This window comes from Belnapia sp. (assembly GCF_059504005.1).
The window spans coordinates 1-18,394 of the sequence record NZ_JCACHU010000160.1 but is presented as its reverse complement, the minus strand read 5'-3'; the positions used below and the strand labels follow the sequence as shown (position 1 = coordinate 18,394).

Annotated in this window: 17 protein-coding genes; 9 read left to right on the top strand and 8 right to left on the bottom strand. The window is 66.5% G+C overall.

Annotation, left to right across the window (positions count from 1 at the left end; genetic code table 11):
• Nucleotides 1-99 precede the first annotated feature (99 nt).
• The 4 genes from AC5JJ1_RS25190 to AC5JJ1_RS25175 form a co-directional block, all read right to left on the bottom strand.
• Nucleotides 100-390, bottom strand: coding sequence for a hypothetical protein (locus tag AC5JJ1_RS25190; protein WP_495787871.1), 291 nt, complete (start codon nt 388-390; stop codon nt 100-102).
• Nucleotides 391-452: 62 nt separating this feature from the next.
• A complete protein-coding gene (locus AC5JJ1_RS25185; RefSeq protein WP_495787870.1) occupies nt 453-2,201 on the bottom strand; it encodes a RecQ family ATP-dependent DNA helicase in 1,749 nt (582 codons plus the stop codon).
• A gap of 412 nt (nt 2,202-2,613) precedes the next feature.
• Nucleotides 2,614-2,838 (bottom strand): hypothetical protein, encoded by a 225-nt coding sequence (locus AC5JJ1_RS25180; protein ID WP_495787869.1) that lies wholly within the window; start codon nt 2,836-2,838, stop codon nt 2,614-2,616.
• A gap of 361 nt (nt 2,839-3,199) precedes the next feature.
• Nucleotides 3,200-3,499, bottom strand: a complete 300-nt coding sequence (locus AC5JJ1_RS25175) for a hypothetical protein (RefSeq protein WP_495787868.1) — start codon at nt 3,497-3,499, stop codon at nt 3,200-3,202.
• Nucleotides 3,500-3,521: 22 nt separating this feature from the next.
• On the opposite strand from AC5JJ1_RS25175, the gene AC5JJ1_RS25170 reads away from it, so the two are divergent.
• The 4 genes from AC5JJ1_RS25170 to hflX all read left to right on the top strand — a co-directional run bounded on the left by AC5JJ1_RS25170 (nt 3,522) and on the right by hflX (nt 9,099).
• On the top strand, nt 3,522-3,764 hold the full coding sequence (locus AC5JJ1_RS25170; RefSeq protein ID WP_495787867.1) for a hypothetical protein: 243 nt from the start codon (nt 3,522-3,524) through the stop codon (nt 3,762-3,764).
• A 1,012-nt stretch (nt 3,765-4,776) separates the two neighbouring features.
• Nucleotides 4,777-6,696, top strand: coding sequence for an RNA polymerase sigma factor RpoD (rpoD, locus tag AC5JJ1_RS25165; RefSeq protein ID WP_495787866.1), 1,920 nt, complete (start codon nt 4,777-4,779; stop codon nt 6,694-6,696).
• Between the two features lie 154 nt (nt 6,697-6,850).
• Nucleotides 6,851-7,465, top strand: coding sequence for a hypothetical protein (locus AC5JJ1_RS25160; RefSeq protein WP_495787865.1), 615 nt, complete (start codon nt 6,851-6,853; stop codon nt 7,463-7,465).
• A 281-nt stretch (nt 7,466-7,746) separates the two neighbouring features.
• Nucleotides 7,747-9,099, top strand: a complete 1,353-nt coding sequence (gene hflX / locus AC5JJ1_RS25155) for a GTPase HflX (RefSeq protein WP_495787864.1) — start codon at nt 7,747-7,749, stop codon at nt 9,097-9,099.
• A 228-nt stretch (nt 9,100-9,327) separates the two neighbouring features.
• Here hflX and AC5JJ1_RS25150 read toward each other — a convergent pair whose 3' ends face one another.
• Both AC5JJ1_RS25150 and AC5JJ1_RS25145 read right to left on the bottom strand, forming a co-directional pair.
• Entirely contained in the window at nt 9,328-10,671 is a 1,344-nt protein-coding gene (locus AC5JJ1_RS25150; protein WP_495787863.1) for a cadherin-like domain-containing protein, read from the bottom strand.
• A gap of 243 nt (nt 10,672-10,914) precedes the next feature.
• Nucleotides 10,915-11,724 carry a M28 family metallopeptidase gene (locus AC5JJ1_RS25145; RefSeq protein WP_495787862.1) on the bottom strand — a complete coding sequence of 270 codons (810 nt, stop codon included), beginning with the start codon at nt 11,722-11,724 and terminating at the stop codon, nt 10,915-10,917.
• 686 nt (nt 11,725-12,410) lie between these two features.
• Here AC5JJ1_RS25145 and AC5JJ1_RS25140 point away from each other — a divergent pair.
• Nucleotides 12,411-12,899, top strand: coding sequence for a hypothetical protein (locus AC5JJ1_RS25140; RefSeq protein ID WP_495787861.1), 489 nt, complete (start codon nt 12,411-12,413; stop codon nt 12,897-12,899).
• 24 nt (nt 12,900-12,923) lie between these two features.
• Here the strand turns inward: AC5JJ1_RS25140 and AC5JJ1_RS25135 are convergent, their stop codons facing one another.
• Complete coding sequence (locus AC5JJ1_RS25135) at nt 12,924-13,934, bottom strand: methyltransferase (protein WP_495787860.1); 1,011 nt, start codon at nt 13,932-13,934, stop codon at nt 12,924-12,926.
• A gap of 177 nt (nt 13,935-14,111) precedes the next feature.
• Nucleotides 14,112-15,029, bottom strand: a complete 918-nt coding sequence (locus AC5JJ1_RS25130) for a c-type cytochrome (RefSeq protein WP_495787859.1) — start codon at nt 15,027-15,029, stop codon at nt 14,112-14,114.
• Between the two features lie 641 nt (nt 15,030-15,670).
• Here AC5JJ1_RS25130 and AC5JJ1_RS25125 point away from each other — a divergent pair.
• The 4 genes from AC5JJ1_RS25125 (at nt 15,671) to AC5JJ1_RS25110 (ending at nt 18,137) form a co-directional block, all read left to right on the top strand.
• Nucleotides 15,671-15,934, top strand: coding sequence for a hypothetical protein (locus AC5JJ1_RS25125; protein WP_495787858.1), 264 nt, complete (start codon nt 15,671-15,673; stop codon nt 15,932-15,934).
• A gap of 162 nt (nt 15,935-16,096) precedes the next feature.
• A complete protein-coding gene (locus AC5JJ1_RS25120) occupies nt 16,097-16,489 on the top strand; it encodes a RidA family protein (protein ID WP_495787857.1) in 393 nt (130 codons plus the stop codon).
• A 24-nt stretch (nt 16,490-16,513) separates the two neighbouring features.
• Nucleotides 16,514-17,179, top strand: a complete 666-nt coding sequence (locus AC5JJ1_RS25115) for a DUF1194 domain-containing protein (RefSeq protein ID WP_495787856.1) — start codon at nt 16,514-16,516, stop codon at nt 17,177-17,179.
• A 49-nt stretch (nt 17,180-17,228) separates the two neighbouring features.
• The gene (locus tag AC5JJ1_RS25110; RefSeq protein WP_495787855.1) at nt 17,229-18,137 is read left to right on the top strand and encodes an alpha/beta hydrolase; all 909 of its coding nucleotides are present in this window, start codon (nt 17,229-17,231) and stop codon (nt 18,135-18,137) included.
• The last annotated feature ends 257 nt before the right edge of the window (nt 18,138-18,394 follow it).

Here is an 18,394-nt window from a genome sequence, read left to right as displayed (position 1 = left end):
TGTAGTCAGCCCACGTCAGATTTGCGCGTTTCCCACACCCAAGTCGAACTGCGCTAAAAACTAACACCAAGGCCGGACCACTTTCGTCGTGTCATCTCATCAGATCGATAGCGACGCGGATGGTGCCGTCCAGGACGCCCGTTCCTTCAATCGCTTCCACACGATGGACAGGCCGATAACCTGACCCTCCCCGAGCACATTGTTCTCTGGGCTCATGACCCTATGGGACGGGCTTTCGAAACGGACGCTTCGCAGTTGCTGCGTTACCAGATCGGGTCGCGCGGCCGCTTTAGCATGAGTGACTAGCGCGGGACTCTCAAAGCGGTAGATGCCGGAGTAGGCTATCAACACTCGCCCCAGCATGCCGGGCGACGGCTGCGCGTCGGTCATCGCGCCAAGCATCCGATGGTCTTCGAATGCCCCTCGGGGGCGTTCTGGCTGCTGGGTTTGCCCTACCGCCGCAGCGTTCCGAACGGCGCGACATAGAGCTGCGAGTCCGGGGCGCCCAGCGCCTCACAGACAAACCGCTCGGTGTCGGCCACGACGCGCCTTCGCCCATAGCATGCGTCACAACAGATCGTCGCCTGGATCTTCCGTGGCCGCTGGGCGAGGAGCCATTCGACCAGGCGGAAGGCGAGCGAGCGCTGCGGCGGCCCCGGCGCCTCGCCGAGATAGTCCAGGAGCGCCGCCCGAACGCACTGCCGGGTGAAGGCAAGGCGTTGCATGGCGAGCGCTCGCGTCTGCCGGTCCTGGACGAGGTCATGGCGCTCCGCCCCGCTGGCCTGGACCGCGGTGACCGTACGTTCGGCCATAAACCGCAGCAGCCGGATGTCGTGGCTGTTGGGTCTTCCGTCGGTCAGCAGCACGGCGACACTGGGCGCGCCGGCCCGCCCGGCCCGGCCGACCTCCTGCCAGTAATCCTCCGGTGAGGCCGGATGCTGCCAATGCACCACCAGCCGCACATCCGGGATGTCGATGCCCAGGCCGAAGGCGTTCGTGCAGACCATCCGATCCAGCGCGGGCTCCAGGCGCCCGCCGAACCGTTGCAGCAGGTCCTGCTTGTCGCGCGGCTCCAGCTGCCCATGGAAGAAGGGGGTCACGATGCCGCCCAGGGCGAGGCGCTGCACCAGTTCGGTGCCGATGCGGCGGGTTGGGACAAAGACCATGGCCTTGACCCCCAGACGCCCCGCCAAGCGGAGCAGATCGGCAATGACCGCGCCGCGCCGGTCCCGCTCCACGGCGCGCCGCAGCAGGGCGATATTGGGGCGGTCGCTGCCCTGCACAAAGGCCTCGGCCTCGGGGACGTCCAGCGACGCCAGGATGCGCGCCTGCGTGGCGCGGCCAGCGGTGGCGGTGAAGGCGAGGACGGGCGGATGGCCAAGCCTCGCGCGGATGTCGCGCAGCCGCGCATAGTCGGGGCGGAAATCCTGGCCCCAGCGATCGATGCAATGCGCCTCATCGACCACCAGGAAGCTCGGGCGGAGACTGTCGAGCAGGGCCTGCTCCATGTCGTTGGCGACAAAGAAGCGCTCGGGTGCGAGATACAGGAACTTGAAGGCACCGCGCGCCAGCAGCTCCAGCCGCAACGCCTTTTCTGCCGACCCCAAGTCGGAATTGAGGAAAGTCGCGGGCAGGCCGCGTTGGAGCAGGCTCGACACCTGGTCCGCCATGAGGGCTTTCAGCGGCGAAATGACGAGGCAAAGCCCGGGGGTCAACACCGCTGGGATTTGGAAGGCCAGGCTTTTGCCCGAGCCCGTCGGGCTGACCATGAGCACGGAGCGACCCAGCAAAGCCGCTTCGATGACCGCCAGCTGGCCCGGCCGGAATGCGGGAACGCGGAGCAACCGCAAAGCGGCGCCCAGATGCCGGGTCGAGGGGGCAAGGCAGCGCTCGCGGTCGAGCCATGCGGCCAATCGGAGGACGCTGTGCTGCAGGAGACGGTGCGCCAGACCCGCGCCGAGATGGGGATGCAGGGCGGCATGGCACAGCGGGCAAAGACTCACGAGGTTGGCGGCCTCGTCGGTGCCGCCGGAGGCTCGCGGGAGTCGATGATGAATGTGCGCCTCGGCAGCCACCAAGGTCTTGCCGCAGGCGACACAGCGATGGCCGTCCCGGCGCAGGATCTGGCGGCGAAGGCTGTCCCATGCAGCGGTCACGTTGCCAACCCTTAGACCGTTCACTGGCCCGATCCGACGGGACATTGGCCGAGCCTCCGGCGGCAGCCGCTGGGGCGCGATGGTCCGGCCCGACCGAGAGTGCCACCGCGTCGAGCCCAGGGTCTATCGGAGATCCGGGTGGTGTCTGGCCCAGCCGTCGCCAGAGGGCGCGATGATGCGCGGATCCTGTCCCAAGCCGTGGTGCAGGAGCGGTGCCGCTGAGCGGGTTAGCCGGCGGGCGGGTCACGCTGGCGTGGCCGACAGGCTGACGGGCGCCATTGGCGCCCTGGTCATGGCCGCTGAGCGCACAGCCGCCACGCGCGGCTGGCCGTAGCGGGTGGGTGTTCAAATCCACAATCCAACGGCTGGCCACATGCCTGGGGCATCGCGGCGAGCAGAGCCAGGGGCTTGCGGTCGGATCGGGCTGTCCTCGCTGGACGCGCCGCGGGCGACGGCATCAGCGCCGATGCAGTCCCCGGCGCCCAAGGCGAGTCGCCACCGCGGCCGGTTGGCCGGGACGACGGGCCAGGCCCTTGGCCAGGCGGCGCGCCAGGGCGTCCGGCGCGGTGTTCAGGGGAAAGAACCCGGTGATCGCACCAGGTGCGCCGGCGAGGTCGGTCCCTGCGCTGCGGCGGCGCCTGGCGTCGTCGTCTTCAGCTCCAGCCACCAGCGCCTCCAGCACGGCAACGGCGGCGGCCAGCGCGGCCTGCGCACGTCATGAGCCAGCAACCGGTGGCATCCTTGGCAGGCTCGGCGGTGGCCAAAGCGCGGCGTGACCTCGTCAGTCCAAGATGCACCCCACGTTGCGGGCTGCCGTCCGCCATGCCGCTCCTATCATGCGCAGCATCGCCGGAAACGCCGCACGGACCTGCGGGGAAGGATGCGGCGCGATGGCGCCGTGCAGGCCGGGCCCGCCGGGACACCGCGCGCGAGGGGCTCGAGGCGGCACGGGCGGACGTCGCCCAACTCGCTGGAGAGCGCCTACTACGCATGAGCGCCAAGTGACGCGAGCCTTCGCGGCCGTTGCAGCCGAGCCGCCCCGGCTACTCGACAGCACTGCGCGTGACGTTGCCGATCAGGTGGCAGATGTGTTGCGCCACGCTACAGCGACCGTCGAGGCGGTGGATCGTGAGGTTGGCCGGGTGTTGACCCTGGCCGAGGCACTCGACCCTGGTGCGGTCCTCGCAGCCGGGTACGCAGTCCTGTGCGGTGCCGATGGCGCGCCACTCCCAACTGCCGACCTCGTGACGGCCGCAACAGTCATCCGTGCCGAGATGCGCGACGGCGTCGTCATGCTGCAGCCGTCTGGCCCAGCGCCCAGCAAAGCCGAGACGGCGTCCCATAGCGGCGTAGTAGGTGAGAGGAGTGAAAACGAGCGAGACCCAGGTCACGATCGGAAAGCCTGACGACAAGGTTCCCGAGCGTTTCGAGGATGCCTATCGCGAGTTGCTTGCGACCTCCGCGAAGCTGAAGCCTGCGCAGGGCCGCATTCCCGACGTCGACCAGATCGAGCCACTGGCCATGCGTGCCAAGCGTTTGGCCGCGTACTGCCAGGAGCGCATCGAGAGCGTCCGCCGTCTCGTCGACGAGCAGCAGCCCTCGGCCTGAAGATGACAAGCATGGTCAGGACGATAGCCAGCCGGACATGCGCTCGGCGGACAATGGCCATGGGAGGAAGGCTATGGCCTCCCGGGGCAGGGATGGACGCACCTCAACCCCAGCGTTCGTATCATCTTTTGCGGGTGCCGGAGGGGCGGCGTTCAAGGGGCACATACTCGGATCATCGGACTGCATTTCCATGAATTGGGTCTGACTACCGAAGCCGAGGACTACCCCTCGCTGCGTCTCAGCCCCGCGTCGCGCTTGGGGCTCGGGGCCCGGGATGCCCTCCCTGCCAGACGAGCTGACCGGACGCTTGCGTGAATGTTCATCGCTACCGTATCGAGCAGCCCCTCGGTGGCGGTGGAACCACGAGAATTGCAGTCGAGATAAGCTCCCTTTCACACCACTGGCGCGCTGCACGGACCGAAGCGATCCGCTCGAGACTCGAGATGTCAGTTCGGTCCACTCTACCCCAACGTCATGGACCCTAATCTGATCTGGGCACCATATGGTCTTGGCGCTCGCCTACTCCATCATCGAAGCCGTCGAGGCCGGGGCGCTGGAAGCCTCCCTACCCCCGTAGCGGTGCGAGGTGCTGCGTGAGGACATGGTCCGGAACCGGACTCCCATCCTGGAACTGAAGGCGCTCAGGGGCGGTCGATCCCAGCTCACTGGCGCGTCGGTGGCCAGTGGTCTTGGGGACGACCTGACGGAGGGTCACCAACTCCGTTGGCTATGCCGCAACGGCTCGGACGCCAAGGAGACCATCGTCATCATCTTCCGGACATACACGCCTTGATCCACGGCAAGTGCATCCAGTTTCACGGCTGACGGCATCCAGCAGCATGTTGCGCCAAGTGGTCACCGCCACCTCGCCCGACATGTCCTCAGCACTGCCTGCGGCTCTGGCAATCGCACCCCTGGTTTCAGCGTCACGGCTTCGCCATATAGCAGCCGCTATGAAACCTGCCCTGCCAGGAACCCCGATGGGGCGCTGCGGGGAATTGTGGGATCACGGATGACCAATTCTTTGGAAGTCGATTTCGATGAGCGTGAGCGCGCCCTGCAGGCCGCCATGCCTGGGGCCAACCTGGTTGAGCTGCGCCAGCTGGTGATGCTGGCCGAGGAGCGTGGCCACGTTACCCAGGCCGAAGTCGCGGCCGCCTTGCCGCCGGGGCAAACCTCATCGGATGTGATCGAGGATACCCTGGCGGCCCTGGCCCGGCTGGGGATCGAGGTTGTCGAGGGAGCCGAGGATGAGGATGCCCCGGCTCCGGCTGCCGCCATCGAATATACGCCAGACGACGAGGACGGCGGCAACGTCCGGGGCGACGGGCATACCGATGACCCGACCCGGATGTACTTCCGCGAGATGGGCAGCCATGCCCTGCTGTCGCGCGAGGGTGAGGTAGCACTCGCCAAGCGCATTGAGGCCGGTCGGGCCATGATGATCGGTGGCCTCAGCCAGTTGCCGACCACGGCCGAGGCGCTGCTGCGCTGGCAGGCGGACCTGGTTTCCGGCCGCATGCTGCTGCGCGACCTCATTGACCTGGAGGCCACGCTCGGCGCCGATGCCGTGGACCCGGAGGCTGACGAGGCTGCCGTCCCGGATCTGGCGGAAGCGGAGTTGGCGGCCGGAGCTGACGAGGCGGAGGACGGCGAGGGTCCTGCGGCTCTCTCCATCACCGCCAGCGAGGACAAGGCCCGGCCCGAGGTGCTCACCATCCTCCTGGGCATCCGCACGGTCCATGGCCACCTGCACGAGCTGCAGGCCCGGCGCCTGCCGACCGAGACGCCCGATGGCAGGCTCAGCGCCGAGGAGGAGGCAGTCTATGCCGCAGGGCGTGCCGAGTTGGCCCGGCTGATCGCCAGCCTGCACCTGCATGCCAACCGGGTGGCCGAGCTCTTCGAGGGCGCGCGCTCCCTGAATCGGCGGCTGACGACGGCCGAAGGCCGTCTGCTGCGGCTGGCCGAAGCGGCGGGCGTCAAGCGGGACAGCTTCCTCGCGGTCTACCGCGGTGCCGAGGCGGGCGGGGCCTGGCTACAGGGAGCGGAGGCGCGCCCGGGCAAGGGCTGGAAGGTGCTGGCCATCCGGCATGGCGCCGAGGCCGAGGCCCTCCGGGCCGAGATCGCGGCGCTGGCTGAAGAAACCGGTCTGCTGCTGCCTGAGTTCCGCGACATCTACGCCATCGTCTCCCGAGGCGAGCGGGAGATGTCGGCGGCCAAGACCGAGATGGTGAACGCCAACCTCCGGCTGGTGGTGGCCATTGCCAAGAAGTACCGCAACCGCGGCCTGCAGTTCCTCGATCTCATCCAGGAGGGCAACATCGGCCTGATGAAGGCGGTGGATAAGTTCGAGTACCGCCGCGGCTTCAAGTTCTCGACCTACGCCACCTGGTGGGTCCGCCAGGCCATCACCCGCAGCATCGCCGACCAGGCGCGCACCATCCGGGTGCCGGTCCACATGATCGAGACGGTCAACAAGGTGAACCGCACCAGCCGCCTGATGATGCATGATCTCGGGCGCGAGCCGACCGACGACGAACTGGCCGAGCGGATGGGCATGCCGGTCGCCAAGATCAAGCAGGTGCTGAAGATTGCCCGCGAACCGGTGAGCCTGGAGACCCCGGTGGGGGACGAGGAGGACGCCCATCTCGGCGACTTCATCCAGGACAAGGATGCCGTGTCGCCAGACGACGTGGCGATGCAGTCGAGCCTGCGGGAGAACACCACCCGGATTCTGGCGAGCCTGACGCCGCGCGAGGAGCGAGTGCTGCGGATGCGGTTCGGCATCGGGATGAACACCGACCATACCCTGGAGGGGGTTGGCCAGCAGTTCGGCGTGACGCGCGAGCGCATCCGCCAGATCGAGGCCAAGGCAGTGCGGAAGTTGAAGCATCCGACACGCTCGCGGGCACTTCGCAGCTTCCTCGAATAGCACTTGCTAGCGGTGAGCAGGGCCAAAGGTCACGTCAGCTGTAAGAGCCATCTTCGGAATAGGTGGCAAACCTTCGAGAAGGGTGGGGAGCGGACCTTTCCGCGGGTTGGCTCATGAATGCCTATAGGTTCCCCTCCCGGTGCGGAGACACTCAATGTCCAAGGCTTTCCCGCCCGGTTCGGACGCGCCGCTTGCCGCTGGCGGTGAGATGAGCCAACTGGCACGGTGGCACGGCCTTGGCACCTTCGCTGCGGCTGTTCGGCACGTTGAGGGCTTGTCCTATGGCCGTACCAGCAAGCCGGACTTTCGCCTCGTGCTGACCGAGGGCCGGGGCACCTGCAGCAGCAAGCACGCTTTGCTGGCCGCCCTGGCGCAGGAGAACGAGCTGGCAGTCGACTTGGTACTGGGCGTCTACGAGATGACGGAGGCAAACACCCCCGGAGTTGGAGACGTTCTAGCCAGCAGCGGCCTCTTTAGCATTCCGGAAGCGCACTGCTTTCTGCGCACAGGCTGCGGCGTCATCGACGTGACCATGCCCGGAGAAGTGCTAGGCGCGGCGGAGCGCGTTTTCCTGCATGAGGAGGTGATTGGCCCCGGCGATGTCGGCGCGTACAAGGCGTCCGTGCATCGCCGGGTGCTGGCCGACTGGCTCCAGGCTGCAGGCCGCGCCTCCTTCGGACTGAGCGCGGCCTGGGCGGTGCGCGAGGCCTGCATCGCCGCGCTCAGCGGAGAAGGACCAAAACCCTCGTCGGCGCTTCAGGCTTCTTGAGCTGAAGGCGGGGCCAGGGCAATCCGTCCGAGAGGCCGCTCCGGGTCAAGTGCGGCCGTTCCAGTCTCATTCTACAACGCGCTCTGAGACGGGCCGACCGGACTGTAGCGCGGATGGTCTCCCCTATTATGTCGAGCAGCCCTGCTGCGACGATGACAACGCGCGACGTACACTTGAGATAGCCTCCCCACCTCGACTCTCGGGGCATCGGCGAGCTGCACGCTCCGGAGCGATCCGCTCGAGACTCGAAGTTTTAGCTCTGACCGTGCTACCCCACCGCCATGGAAACCAAGCCCCCCGTCCCGCTCGCCGTCCTCGTTGGCATCCAGACGCCCGAGGTGGATGACGTCGCCCACGAGGCCAGCCTCGAGGAACTGGGACGTCTGGTGAAGACGCTGGGGTACCAGGTGGTCGGGACGGTATCGCAGAAGCGCGAGGGCACAGGCGCGGGGTCGTTGCTCGGAAGCGGCAAGCTGGCGGAACTCGCGGCGCTCACGGGCGGCACCGGCGTGGCTGGCTCCATGGCACCGCCCCCGCGGGCGAAGGCGAGGCAGCGCTTCGAGGGTGCCGCGGAGACGGCACCCTCGACGGGGGCGGGGACGGACCCGGCCCGCAAGCCCGAGTTCGTGATCGTCGACCACGAACTCTCCCCCAGCCAGATCCGCAACCTGGAGCGGGCGACGGGTGCGCAGGTGCTCGACCGCACCGGCATCATTGTCGAAATCTTCCATCGTCATGCCAATACACGTGAGGCGAAGCTCCAGGTGGAGATGGCGCGCCTGAAATACGTGGCGCCGCGGCTGCGGGAGTCCTCGGGCGGTGGCGGGCGCCAGCAAGGCCCAGGCGCGGGCGAGAGCAACCTCGACCTCGACCGCCGCAAGATCCGCGACCGGCTCGCGGAACTGAAGGATCAGCTGGAAGCGGTACAGCGGGACAGCGACCACCGCCGCTCCGCCCGGCGGGACCAGCTGCGGGTGGCGCTGGTCGGCTACACCAATGCTGGCAAGTCCTCCCTGATGCGGGCCCTCACGGGCAGTCAGGTGCTCGTGGAGGACAAACTCTTCGCCACGCTCGACACCACAGTCCGCATTCTCCAGCCGGAAACCCGGCCGCGAGTGCTCGTCTCCGATACGGTCGGCTTCATCAAGCAGCTGCCGCATGACCTCGTCGCCTCCTTCCGCTCCACCCTGACGGAGGCGCTGGAGGCATCGCTGCTGCTCTATGTCGTGGACGCGTCGGACCCGACCTACGAGGCGCAGCTCGAGGTGAGCCGCAGCGTTCTGCGCGAGATCGGCGCGGATGTGGTGCCGTCCCGCCTGGTGCTGAACAAGATGGACCGGGTGGACGCTGCCGGGCGCGCTGCCCTGGTCGAGAAGCATCCGGACGCGATTCCCCTCTCCGCTCACTCGGCCGAAGACGTCAGCGCATTGCGGGACACGCTCATTGCCTTTTTCGAGGCATCCATGGTGGAGGACGTGCTGGTGCTGCCCTACGCGAAGCAGGGGCTCATTGGAGAGGTATACGAGAGCGCGCGGGTCCTGTCGGAGGAGTATGACGAGCATGGCCGGGTGTTGAAGGTTCGCGGGCTGCCCGGCGCCATCGCGCGACTGCAGCGAAGCCTAGCCGTCAGCTGAGCTTTGATGCTCGTCGGAGCGGCTCGGAACCATGTTCCGACTGCTTCTGTCTGCGGTCGAGCGGCTAGCCAACATGGAGAAGGAAAGAAGCGGCTCTTCGACTCCATGCAGACCCGGTCGTGCCCCGAATGCCGTTGCACCCGGTACCACAGCGCCTGAGTCACAAGTTCCCTCGGGGATCGCGGTGCCGCTGGCAACTCTCCCGCCGTACCCACGGTGGCGAGTGTCTCACGCCACGAGGTAGTCGAGCTCCAGCCTGGGTCCGATCCCGATGAGCTGCGAGAAGTTGGACTCCCCGGTCGTGATGGAGAGCTCGCCGGTGCCGTCCGGATCGCTGTAGGTCCCCTGCTGCGGCTGGGTGAAGTTCATGAAGTCGAGAGCCTTCTGGTGGATGGCGACCGCCGTCGCGCCGTCCGCGATGAGCCGGTTGATGATCTCCGGATCCAGCTCGAGGGTGAAGTAGGTCGGCACCGGCCCGCTAATGATCCCGGCTCCCGACACCGCCGTCCCCTCGGTGACGTTCCAGTCCGCGATGGTGACCGCGCCGTCGCCCGCGTAGACGTGGAACTCGAAGGTGCTGAAGTCGCGGCTCGGATCCACGCCCCCTCCGGTAAAGACGAGCTTGGCGCACGTCACCGTCGCGGGGATGTCGGCGAGGCTGAACTCGGCCACACCCTGGTCCTCCCGCGCGTTCAGCGTGTTCGTCAGCAGGGTGTCGCCGTTGCGCTGCGTCAGGACGTAGCCGATGCTGTCCCGGAAGTTGTCGGCCACCATCTGCGCCCCCTCGGGGTCGTACTCGGCGATGATGTTCGGGGTGCCGTCCAGGTAGCCCGTGCCGTCCCCGTCGCGGTCGACGCGCTGCACCGTCTCCCCGGTCGCCGCGGTGAATTGCGCCACGCTCACGGCGGTGGAGACATCGGTGAGGACGCCCGTGAGCGACGACGCCACCGTCTTGTGGGCGTGGGCGGCCTCGGACACGTCCTCGATCGTCACCTGGACTGTGCCGGTGGCCGAGCGCAGGTCGCCGATGGCGGCGCCTTCGACCACGTCCTGCACCGCGTAGGTGAACTGGGCCGGGCCGAAGTAGTCGTGGTCAGGCACAAATGTGATGGTCTGCCCGTCCGCGCTCAGCGTCACCGTGCCATGCGCGGCACCGCCCACCCTGGTAATTGCTAGGCCGTCGCCGTCCGGGTCGCTGTCGTTCGCCAGGAGCGTGGCTGCCTTAATGACGATGGGGGCGTCCTCCTTCCCCGTCACCGCGTCGCCGACCGCGACGGGCACCTTGTCGGGGGCGAGGAACACGGTCCGGTCCGAGAACTCCAGGCGGTCGACGTGGGTGAGCGTGTCCTTGCCTTCCGACGCAGCCCCGTGGTGGCCGTGCTGCCTAACGGTCACCGCGCCGTCCCCGGCAGAGATCGAGAAGTCGGCGAACTGCCCCGTGTAAAACGCCGTGTCCGTGCCGCCCGCGCCGTCGAACCTGTCGTTCCCGGCACCGCCGTAGAATATCTCGTTGGCTGCCGTTCCCGTCATCCGGTCGTTGCCAAGTGTGCCGTTGATGCGCACCGTAGCCATGCTGGTCATTTCCCCATTCGACTTGTTGGAAGAACTTTGAAACGGCGGAGTGCGGGCCACAACGGGGTTCATCGAAACAAACCACCGCTGACGAGTTATTTAGGGGTATTGCTGATTTATTTACAGACGACGCTTGGGCCCGTCCGCCGGAAGTATCTGTGTCCCTGGCAATGCGTACCCGAGACGGTCCGTCAGTCAGGATGCGTCGGGGCCAAGGGGGAACAGTCGCCACCCGGGCTGGCCTCAGCGTTCGCCAGCCCCAAAGCTGGCGGGGCGCTGACGTTTGCTACCGCCGCGAGGCACGAGTACCCCCGAATCAGGCAGCGGTGCCAGCACCGCCATGGCCGCCTCGAGGCCCTGCGCGCCCTCGCGGAGCGTAGCCACCTCGGCGTCGCTGGCCGTCAAGGCGCGCCACAGGATCGCACCGGCAAGCTGGGTCGCGCGGGCCAGCTCCTGCGGCGGCACAGCGTCGCGGGTGTCCGCGGCGGTCAACAGGTACGACAGCCTGCTCTCCGGCTCGTCGAAGCCTGCGATGAGCCGCATGGCGGGCACGCCGTCCGCCGCGACGTTCGCGTGGTCGCTGCTCACCGAGATGGGCAGGTGAACCGCCAGCTCGTGCCCGGTCGTGGTCGCCGCATCGCGGACGAAGCCGCCCAGCGCTGGGTATCCCGAGGTGAGGGCCGTCAGGTGCGGCGACCCCGCGATGCTGTCGCGGTTGAGGTTCATGGCCATGGCCCCGACCTCCTCGCGCGGCAGGCCAGCGAGCCAGGAGCGAGAGCCCGACAGAGACCACTCCTCCGCGCCGAAGACGCATACGCGCAGCCCGCGCGACAGGCCGCCGACGAGGCTGGCGGCCGTGCAGGCCATACTGAGGAGGGCGGCGACGCCGGTGCCGTGGTCGAGGGTGCTCTCGGCCAGCGAGTGCCCGTCCAGGTCGGCGGAGAGGACGACCCAGCCGGGACCTGCACCGGGAATGTCGAGGACGAGGTTCGTCGCGGTGGCGGGGTGGTGGCGCGATTTGAGGCGGAACTGGGCGCGGCCCGCGGCCAGCATCCGGCGGGCGCCCTCGATCCCGCCCCCTTTTCGCGGCAGGAGGCGGTTCCGCTGGCTTCCCATAGCTGAGCGGTTTCGGCGCTCACCCTTGGCGAGAAAGGCGCAGTCGACGGGTCGCAGGCTCACCGCGTGGTTGCGCGGGGCGAGGGCTTCCGGCGAGGGCCAGGACAGCACATCATTTGGCAACGGCATCCGTTGAGAAACGCAGCCGCGAGCGCCGCTGGATCATCGTCGCCGCGTCTGGACAGTACGTGTTCACGGGGCGCCACAGCGACCCGACGCCCAAGGAGCTTCGGCAGGCGGAGGGTGCCCCGCGGGTTCAAGGCAAAACCGGCACCCGCAGCCGCGCGCCGGGAGCGAGGTAACCTGGGTGTCATAGATGTCGCCATCGATGCCGGAACAGTGATCTCCCTGGCGCGGCGCTCCGGCCCGTCCGCCTCGCTTCGCGCTTGGTCGGCGGTCCACCGCTTCGATAGCGTTGCGTCGGGTCTCGAAAGAACCCGGTGCGTGAAGGATAGTCAGTCGAAGTCCTGAGTCCGGTCCGGTGCTCGTCCTCGTCGGTGGTTTCCGTGCGGTTCGGGTCTCCTGGCTTCGTCTCCGATGACGTTGCCCGTTCTCGAACAGCGCGGTCCTCCTCGCCGCGGCCATCCCGTAGCGGCGAGGGCCACCTGCGGGGGAGGGTGGGCATGGCACAGGGGCACGCCGGTTTCGCTATCGTCGGCTGCTTCACCCAGGATCTCGTCAACAATCTCATCGAGGCCGCCGTCACCGAGAGGTTGCCCCCGGTGACCTTCTCCCTGCCATCCCTGATCACGGTGGACGGGAGGCAGGTCACCCTGGCGGGCGACTTCGCCGTGCTGCCGCCGACGGTCACCCTCGCCGACCGGCCGGACGGGCTCGTCGCGGTCCGAGCCCGCTTCGTCGCCGACCTCAGGCTGGCAGGCCTCACCCCGTTCCCGGTCGACGTCGCGGTGGAGCTCGGCTGCTCGCTGCTGGTCGGCGTGTCGGTGGCCGTCGTGAACAACAGGTTTCAGGTCGGCCTCGATCTGTCGCAAGCTTCCTTCACCCAGGTCGACGTCACGGTCACCGACGGACCAGCGTTGGTCAGGGCTTACCGGGCCGCGCTCACCTCGGGACCGGTCATCGCAAAGCAGATTGTCCCGAAGATGGCCTGACTGGCTTCCGCGCCCGCCACGGCTTCAGACTGGCACGCTTTCAATCAAAGAGAGACGGGCATCCACCTCCACGATCTGCTCCATTCGGAACCCTGCCGCGGCAAGTAGTTCGGCAAACTCCTCGCGTGTTCGCTCTTGGCCATTGGGGGAGACGAGCATATTGAGATCGGAAATTTTCGTCTCCAGTCCCTCGTTGGGTGGCGCTATAATCCGCTCCATCACCAGCAGCTTGGCGTTCGGCGCGCAGGCCCGTCGGCACGCCCTGAGGATCGAGACGGAGCCGTGGTTATCCCAGTCGTGCAGAATGTACTTGAGCAGGTAGGCATCGCCGCCTTCGGGAACGGCTTCGAAGAAACTGCCGCCGACGACCTCGCAGCGGTCAGCGACGCCTGCTGCGTCTAGTAACGGCTGCGCTCTGGCGATGACCTCGGGACGGTCGAACAGGACGCCATACATAGTCCGGTGTGCTGCCAGGACCGCAGCGAGCATCGCGCCTTGCCCACCCGCTACGTCCACCACGCGCCGGAACGGCGAGAAGTCATAGACGGCCATGATCCTTTCGGCGACGCCGCGCGAGTTGCCAGTCATGGCACGGTCGAAGATCATCTCCTCATCAGGGTTGTCGGCGAGGTAGTCCCAGACGCCGACGCCGTGGACATGGCGGAAGGCATTCTCGCCGGTTAACGTGCTGTGCAAGAGGTCGCCCCACGCCTGCCAGTGATGAGGACGCCCGACGAAGGCAGCGTAGGGGCCGACTGGCCGTTCAGCGTCCGAGCAGAGGCACCGGCCCATCGGCGCGAGGGAAAAGCGCCGATCTGCTTCCTCGCGGAACACCCCGACGGCGGCGAGCGCCCGAAGTACGCGATAGAGGGCGCCGGGGTGCGAGCCCGTTGCGGCTGCCAGATCATCGGCCGAGTGCGGCCCAGTTTGGAGCAGATCGGCAATCCCGAGCGTGGCGGCGACATGGATGGCCTGGGTCACCCGGTAACCGTTAAGGAGGTGCATGAGTTCGGCGGACGGGTTTCGTGCGACCATGATTTGCTTCCTCACCTCCTGTGGTCCACCTCGACGGAGGCGGCTTGTTGGCGGTGAAACCTTCTCGTTCTAGGCAAGGGTCCTTCCGCAATGGGCAGTTCCGGTAGCGCTTCGGCAGCCCCTTGCGCTTGATCGCACCACAGACCGCGCCACAACCGTCGCAGGGAACGAGGGAAGTTACGGCCCTTGTGGCGGCAGGGACCGAAGGTAGGCCAGGAGGTCGCGCAGGTCCCGCTGCGTTAACTGAGCCCAGACGGAGGTGCGGCCGGACATGGGTGGCGTGAGCCGCCGTCCGTCCGCTGAAACGCCTTGTAGCAACGCCCGAACGATCTGATCGTCGGTCCAGCCGCCGATGCCGTAGTCCTTGTCAGGGGTGATGTTGCGCGACACCACCACGCCCCAGGGTCCCTCGAACGGCACGCCGCCTGCCCCAGTCCGCGACCAATCGCGCTGTTCATTCGGCAGCGGCGGCGTGTGGCAATCTGTGCAATGCGCCAGTGGTCCGGCGAGGTAGGCACCGCGGGCTACAGGGTCGTCAGCCGGTGGGTCGGGCACACTGCTGACCGGTGGCTCGTGCGGCGCGAGCGGGAACGGGTAGGTGGAGGGCTCGGCGACGGCGTGGCGCACAGGCGGCACGGTGCGGAGGTAGGCCACTATGGCGGCAACGTCACGATCGGAGATGTGACGGTAGAGATGGATCGGCATTGGCGGGCCGATGAGCGAGCCATCGGGCCGCCGACCCTCGCGGATAGCCCTAGCAACCTCAGCCTCGGTCCACCGGCCGATGCCGGTCTCCGGGTCGGGAGTGATGTTGGGCACCACGGCGCGGAAGCCGCGGTCGGCCATGACCCGCCCTCCGGCAAGGCCCATGCCCGGCAGGATGGCTCCGTCTGGGCCACGGGTGGCGTGGCAGGCGCCACAAAAGACGGCCACCTCGACGAGGTAGCGCCCGCGCTCAATTAGGGCTGGGTTGGCGGGCGCGGGCCGGGACGGCTCCTGCGCGGCGGTGGAGGTAGCGAGATAGAGGAGGATGGCTGAGGCTGCCAGAGACACGTTCCACACGGCCGTTCTCCTGCACTGATCTCCGATTTGCATTCAAGCAGCACCGCTCCTGCCCTTGAGCAAAGCGCATCGCTCCTAGCCTTTCGGCTTGCACCGAGCGGCCAACGAGAAGCCAGAAATGCTGCACTCCGCCTACCGCGCGGGTCAACGATCATGAGCGTCGCAGAGGAGGTCGAGCGGCTGCCCATAGGCACACAGCGCCGTGTCAGACGGAAGCCGTGAACACGTGGCTTCCACAACGCTCGCGTGTGCTGTTTCGGATCCAATTCGCGCGTGCTTTTTCGACGCGCAGGACACTAAAGTTCTGACGCCGAGGGGCGGCGTTAGGAAACAGAAGACCCGTCAAGAACGTCTGCACGTAACGCAACTCCACGCAGCTAGCCGTCATGCATCGCGGAGGCAGCGATGTTCTAAGGGACGCATGCGCCAGCACTACGCACGACTGGCAAGGCCAAGCTACAGAGGTTCGCTGATAAACCGCGGTGTGGCCGTGCGTGCACAGCAAGTGTGCCGTTGGTTCGGAAGGGAGACGCTTTTGCTCTGTCTCGGAGTGCGTACATCCTGTCCAAGATGACCTTCTTTTCTGGCCCTGGCGACTGGGACGAAGCTGGCTTGGTCTAAGTCGAGCGCACCAAAGGTTGGCGCGTCTCCAAGCGGCATGCAGGAGGAGAACCATGGGTGTCATGAACACCCGCCATGCGGTTAGAGATCACGGTGCATGGCGGCCCGTATTCAACACCCACATTCCGGCGCAGATGGCTGCTGGCCTGACCAACCCCCGCGTCTGCCGACGCTCAGAGGACCCCAATGACATCCTGATCCTGTTCGACATGGCGGATCGGCGGAGGGCCGAGGAGTTCAGTCGAGCGGACGACTTGAGGACGACGATGCAGAATGCAGGCGTCGTTGGAGCAGCGGAATTCCAGTTCGCCGATTGAGTAATGCTATCCCGTTCAGTCGGTGCACCAGGCCGCCATGTCCAATAAGCACGCGATGTCGTCCGATAGGACAACCCAACGGGCAATAGCCAGCCAGGGTCCTCGAGTTGGCTTGTCCTATGAGCACTTGATAGTTCCGGCCCGCTAAATGGAGATGTGGTCATGGAGAAGGAGATCATCGACGTTCCAGTTATTTCCGATTTGATTCGCAATGCAGGTGTGCCGCTCTCCCCAGTCGTGCGAGCGAACGGATTTCTCTTTGTGTCCGGGCTGCCCGGCATGAACTTGTCAGACGGGAAACTTATCGGAGGTGGCATCGAAGCACAGACCGAGGCTTCACTGGCTGCCGTCAAACACGCCCTCGAAGCCGCCGGTTCGTCGCTAAGCAAAGTGGTGAAAGCCACCATATACATCACCAACGCTGCCTACTTTCACAAGGTTAACACCATCTACGCACGATATTTTTCCGACATGCCGCCCGCGCGCACGTTCGTCACTGTTGGATCGTGGCCGATGGAGTTCGATATCGAGATTGAATGCATTGCGCTTGCCTAATGGCAGGCGCCAGGGGAGACAGCCGTGTCTCGCAATGCGCCGGTTGATTTGCTTCTCGTGCTGGCTGTCGATGGATCGAGTTCGATCGACGACGATGAGGACCGCATGCAACGGGACGGCTACTGCGCCGCCCTATCCGACACGACGGTACTGACAGCGATCCGCAGTGGAGTTTTTGGTTCGATCGGAGTGGCTTACGTGGAGTGGTCGGGCTATGGCGAACAACAAGTCGTCGTCCCGTGGATGCGACTTGCGTCTCCCAGCGACGTAGCAGCTTGGTCCGCCGCAGTTGCGCGGCGATCACGCCCCTGGGGCGGTTCGACCTCTATATCCGGTTGTATCGAGTTCGCCCGCTTGCTTCTGGCGCGTGCGCCTTGGGACAGCAACCGCCGTGTGATCGACATTTCTGGTGACGGACCTGACGAAGGTCGAGACAGGATAGACGCCGAACGCTCCCTTCAACATGCACGCGAAGGCGCCGTGAACGAAGGCATTACCATCAACGGTCTGGCATTGCCGTCAAAGAAGATCACCTACCCTCCTGCAAACTGGGGAAGGACAGGAACGGCAGATTTCTACACCGATGCCGTGATGGGTGGCCAAGACGCTTTTGTCGTCGAAGTCTCCGGCCCAGCCGACTTCATACCTGCACTCCGCCGCAAGTTGGTGCGCGAAATTGTATCAAGATAGCCTTGACCGATAAGCCTATGCATCTGCAAGCGCATGGGCACTGCCCGCAGTGAGGAGAGCAGCATGGCCGTTGACCCACAGGTGCAATTGCCCCTCGACGCTGCAGCATCGCAGCCGCCGATCCGCAGTCTCGCCATCGAGGAGGCGCGGGCGATGTTCCAAGCGCACCCCTTGCCGGGGGTTACTGGCTGCGGAGGTAGCGAGTGTCGTCGACCGCTGCGTCCCCGGCCCGGATGGGCGGCTCCGCCTTCGTGTTTACACACCCTACGGCACCGGCCCGTTCCCGCTGCTGGTGTTCTTCCACGGCGGTGGCTTCGTGGTCTGCGACCTCAATACCCATGACGCGATCTGCCGCAACCTCTGCGCGGGGGCAGGCTGCCTGGTTGTCTCAGTGGATTACCGCCTTGCGCCGGAGCACCGCTTCCCCGCCGCGCATGATGACTGCCACGCTGCGGTCCGCTGGGCTGCCGCGCACGCACGCGAACTGGGGGCCGACCCGAAGCGCGTGGCGGTCGGAGGCGACAGCGCTGGGGGCTTGCTCGCGGCTGCCACCGCGCTGCGCTTGCGGGACGAGGGTGCCCCGCGACTCGCGGGCCAACTCCTTCTTTATCCGGCGACGGACCTCAGCACGCCCGCCACGGCTTCTATGACCGAGTACGCTGAGGGGTATGGTCTGGTAGCAGCGGACCTGCCCTGGTTTTGGGAAAAATATCTAAGCAACCCCCTGGACGCGGCGGATCCGCGCGCGTCGCCGCTGCGCGCGCCCAACCTGCGCGGCCTCCCTCCGGCGATGAAGCTGACGGCCGAGTGCGATCCGCTGCGCGACGAAGGCGAGCGCTACGCCGAGCGCCTGCTTGATGCTGGGGGTGCCAACAGTCCTCTCCTGGCAAGTCGGTATGATCCATGCTTTCCTACTGTTCACCGGCGTGGTCAGCGGGGCGGACGTGGCATTGCATGAGGCCTGCGCGTGGCTGCGTGGCGCCTTTGGGCAGGCTTGAGGGCCGAGAACGGCGACAGGCACGTGGCGGCAACGGACGTGAGGACGGAGGCAAGCCTATGAAGGCCCCCCCTTCGTCGTCGCCATCGTCGCGGCGCAGGTCCTGACCCAGACCGGCGCCTTCACCTTGCCCGCCCTGCTGCCCGCGTACATCGAGCATTGGGCGTGGCTGTGTCCATGAATTCTGGCCCAGCAGTGCTGATGAATTTTGGCCCACC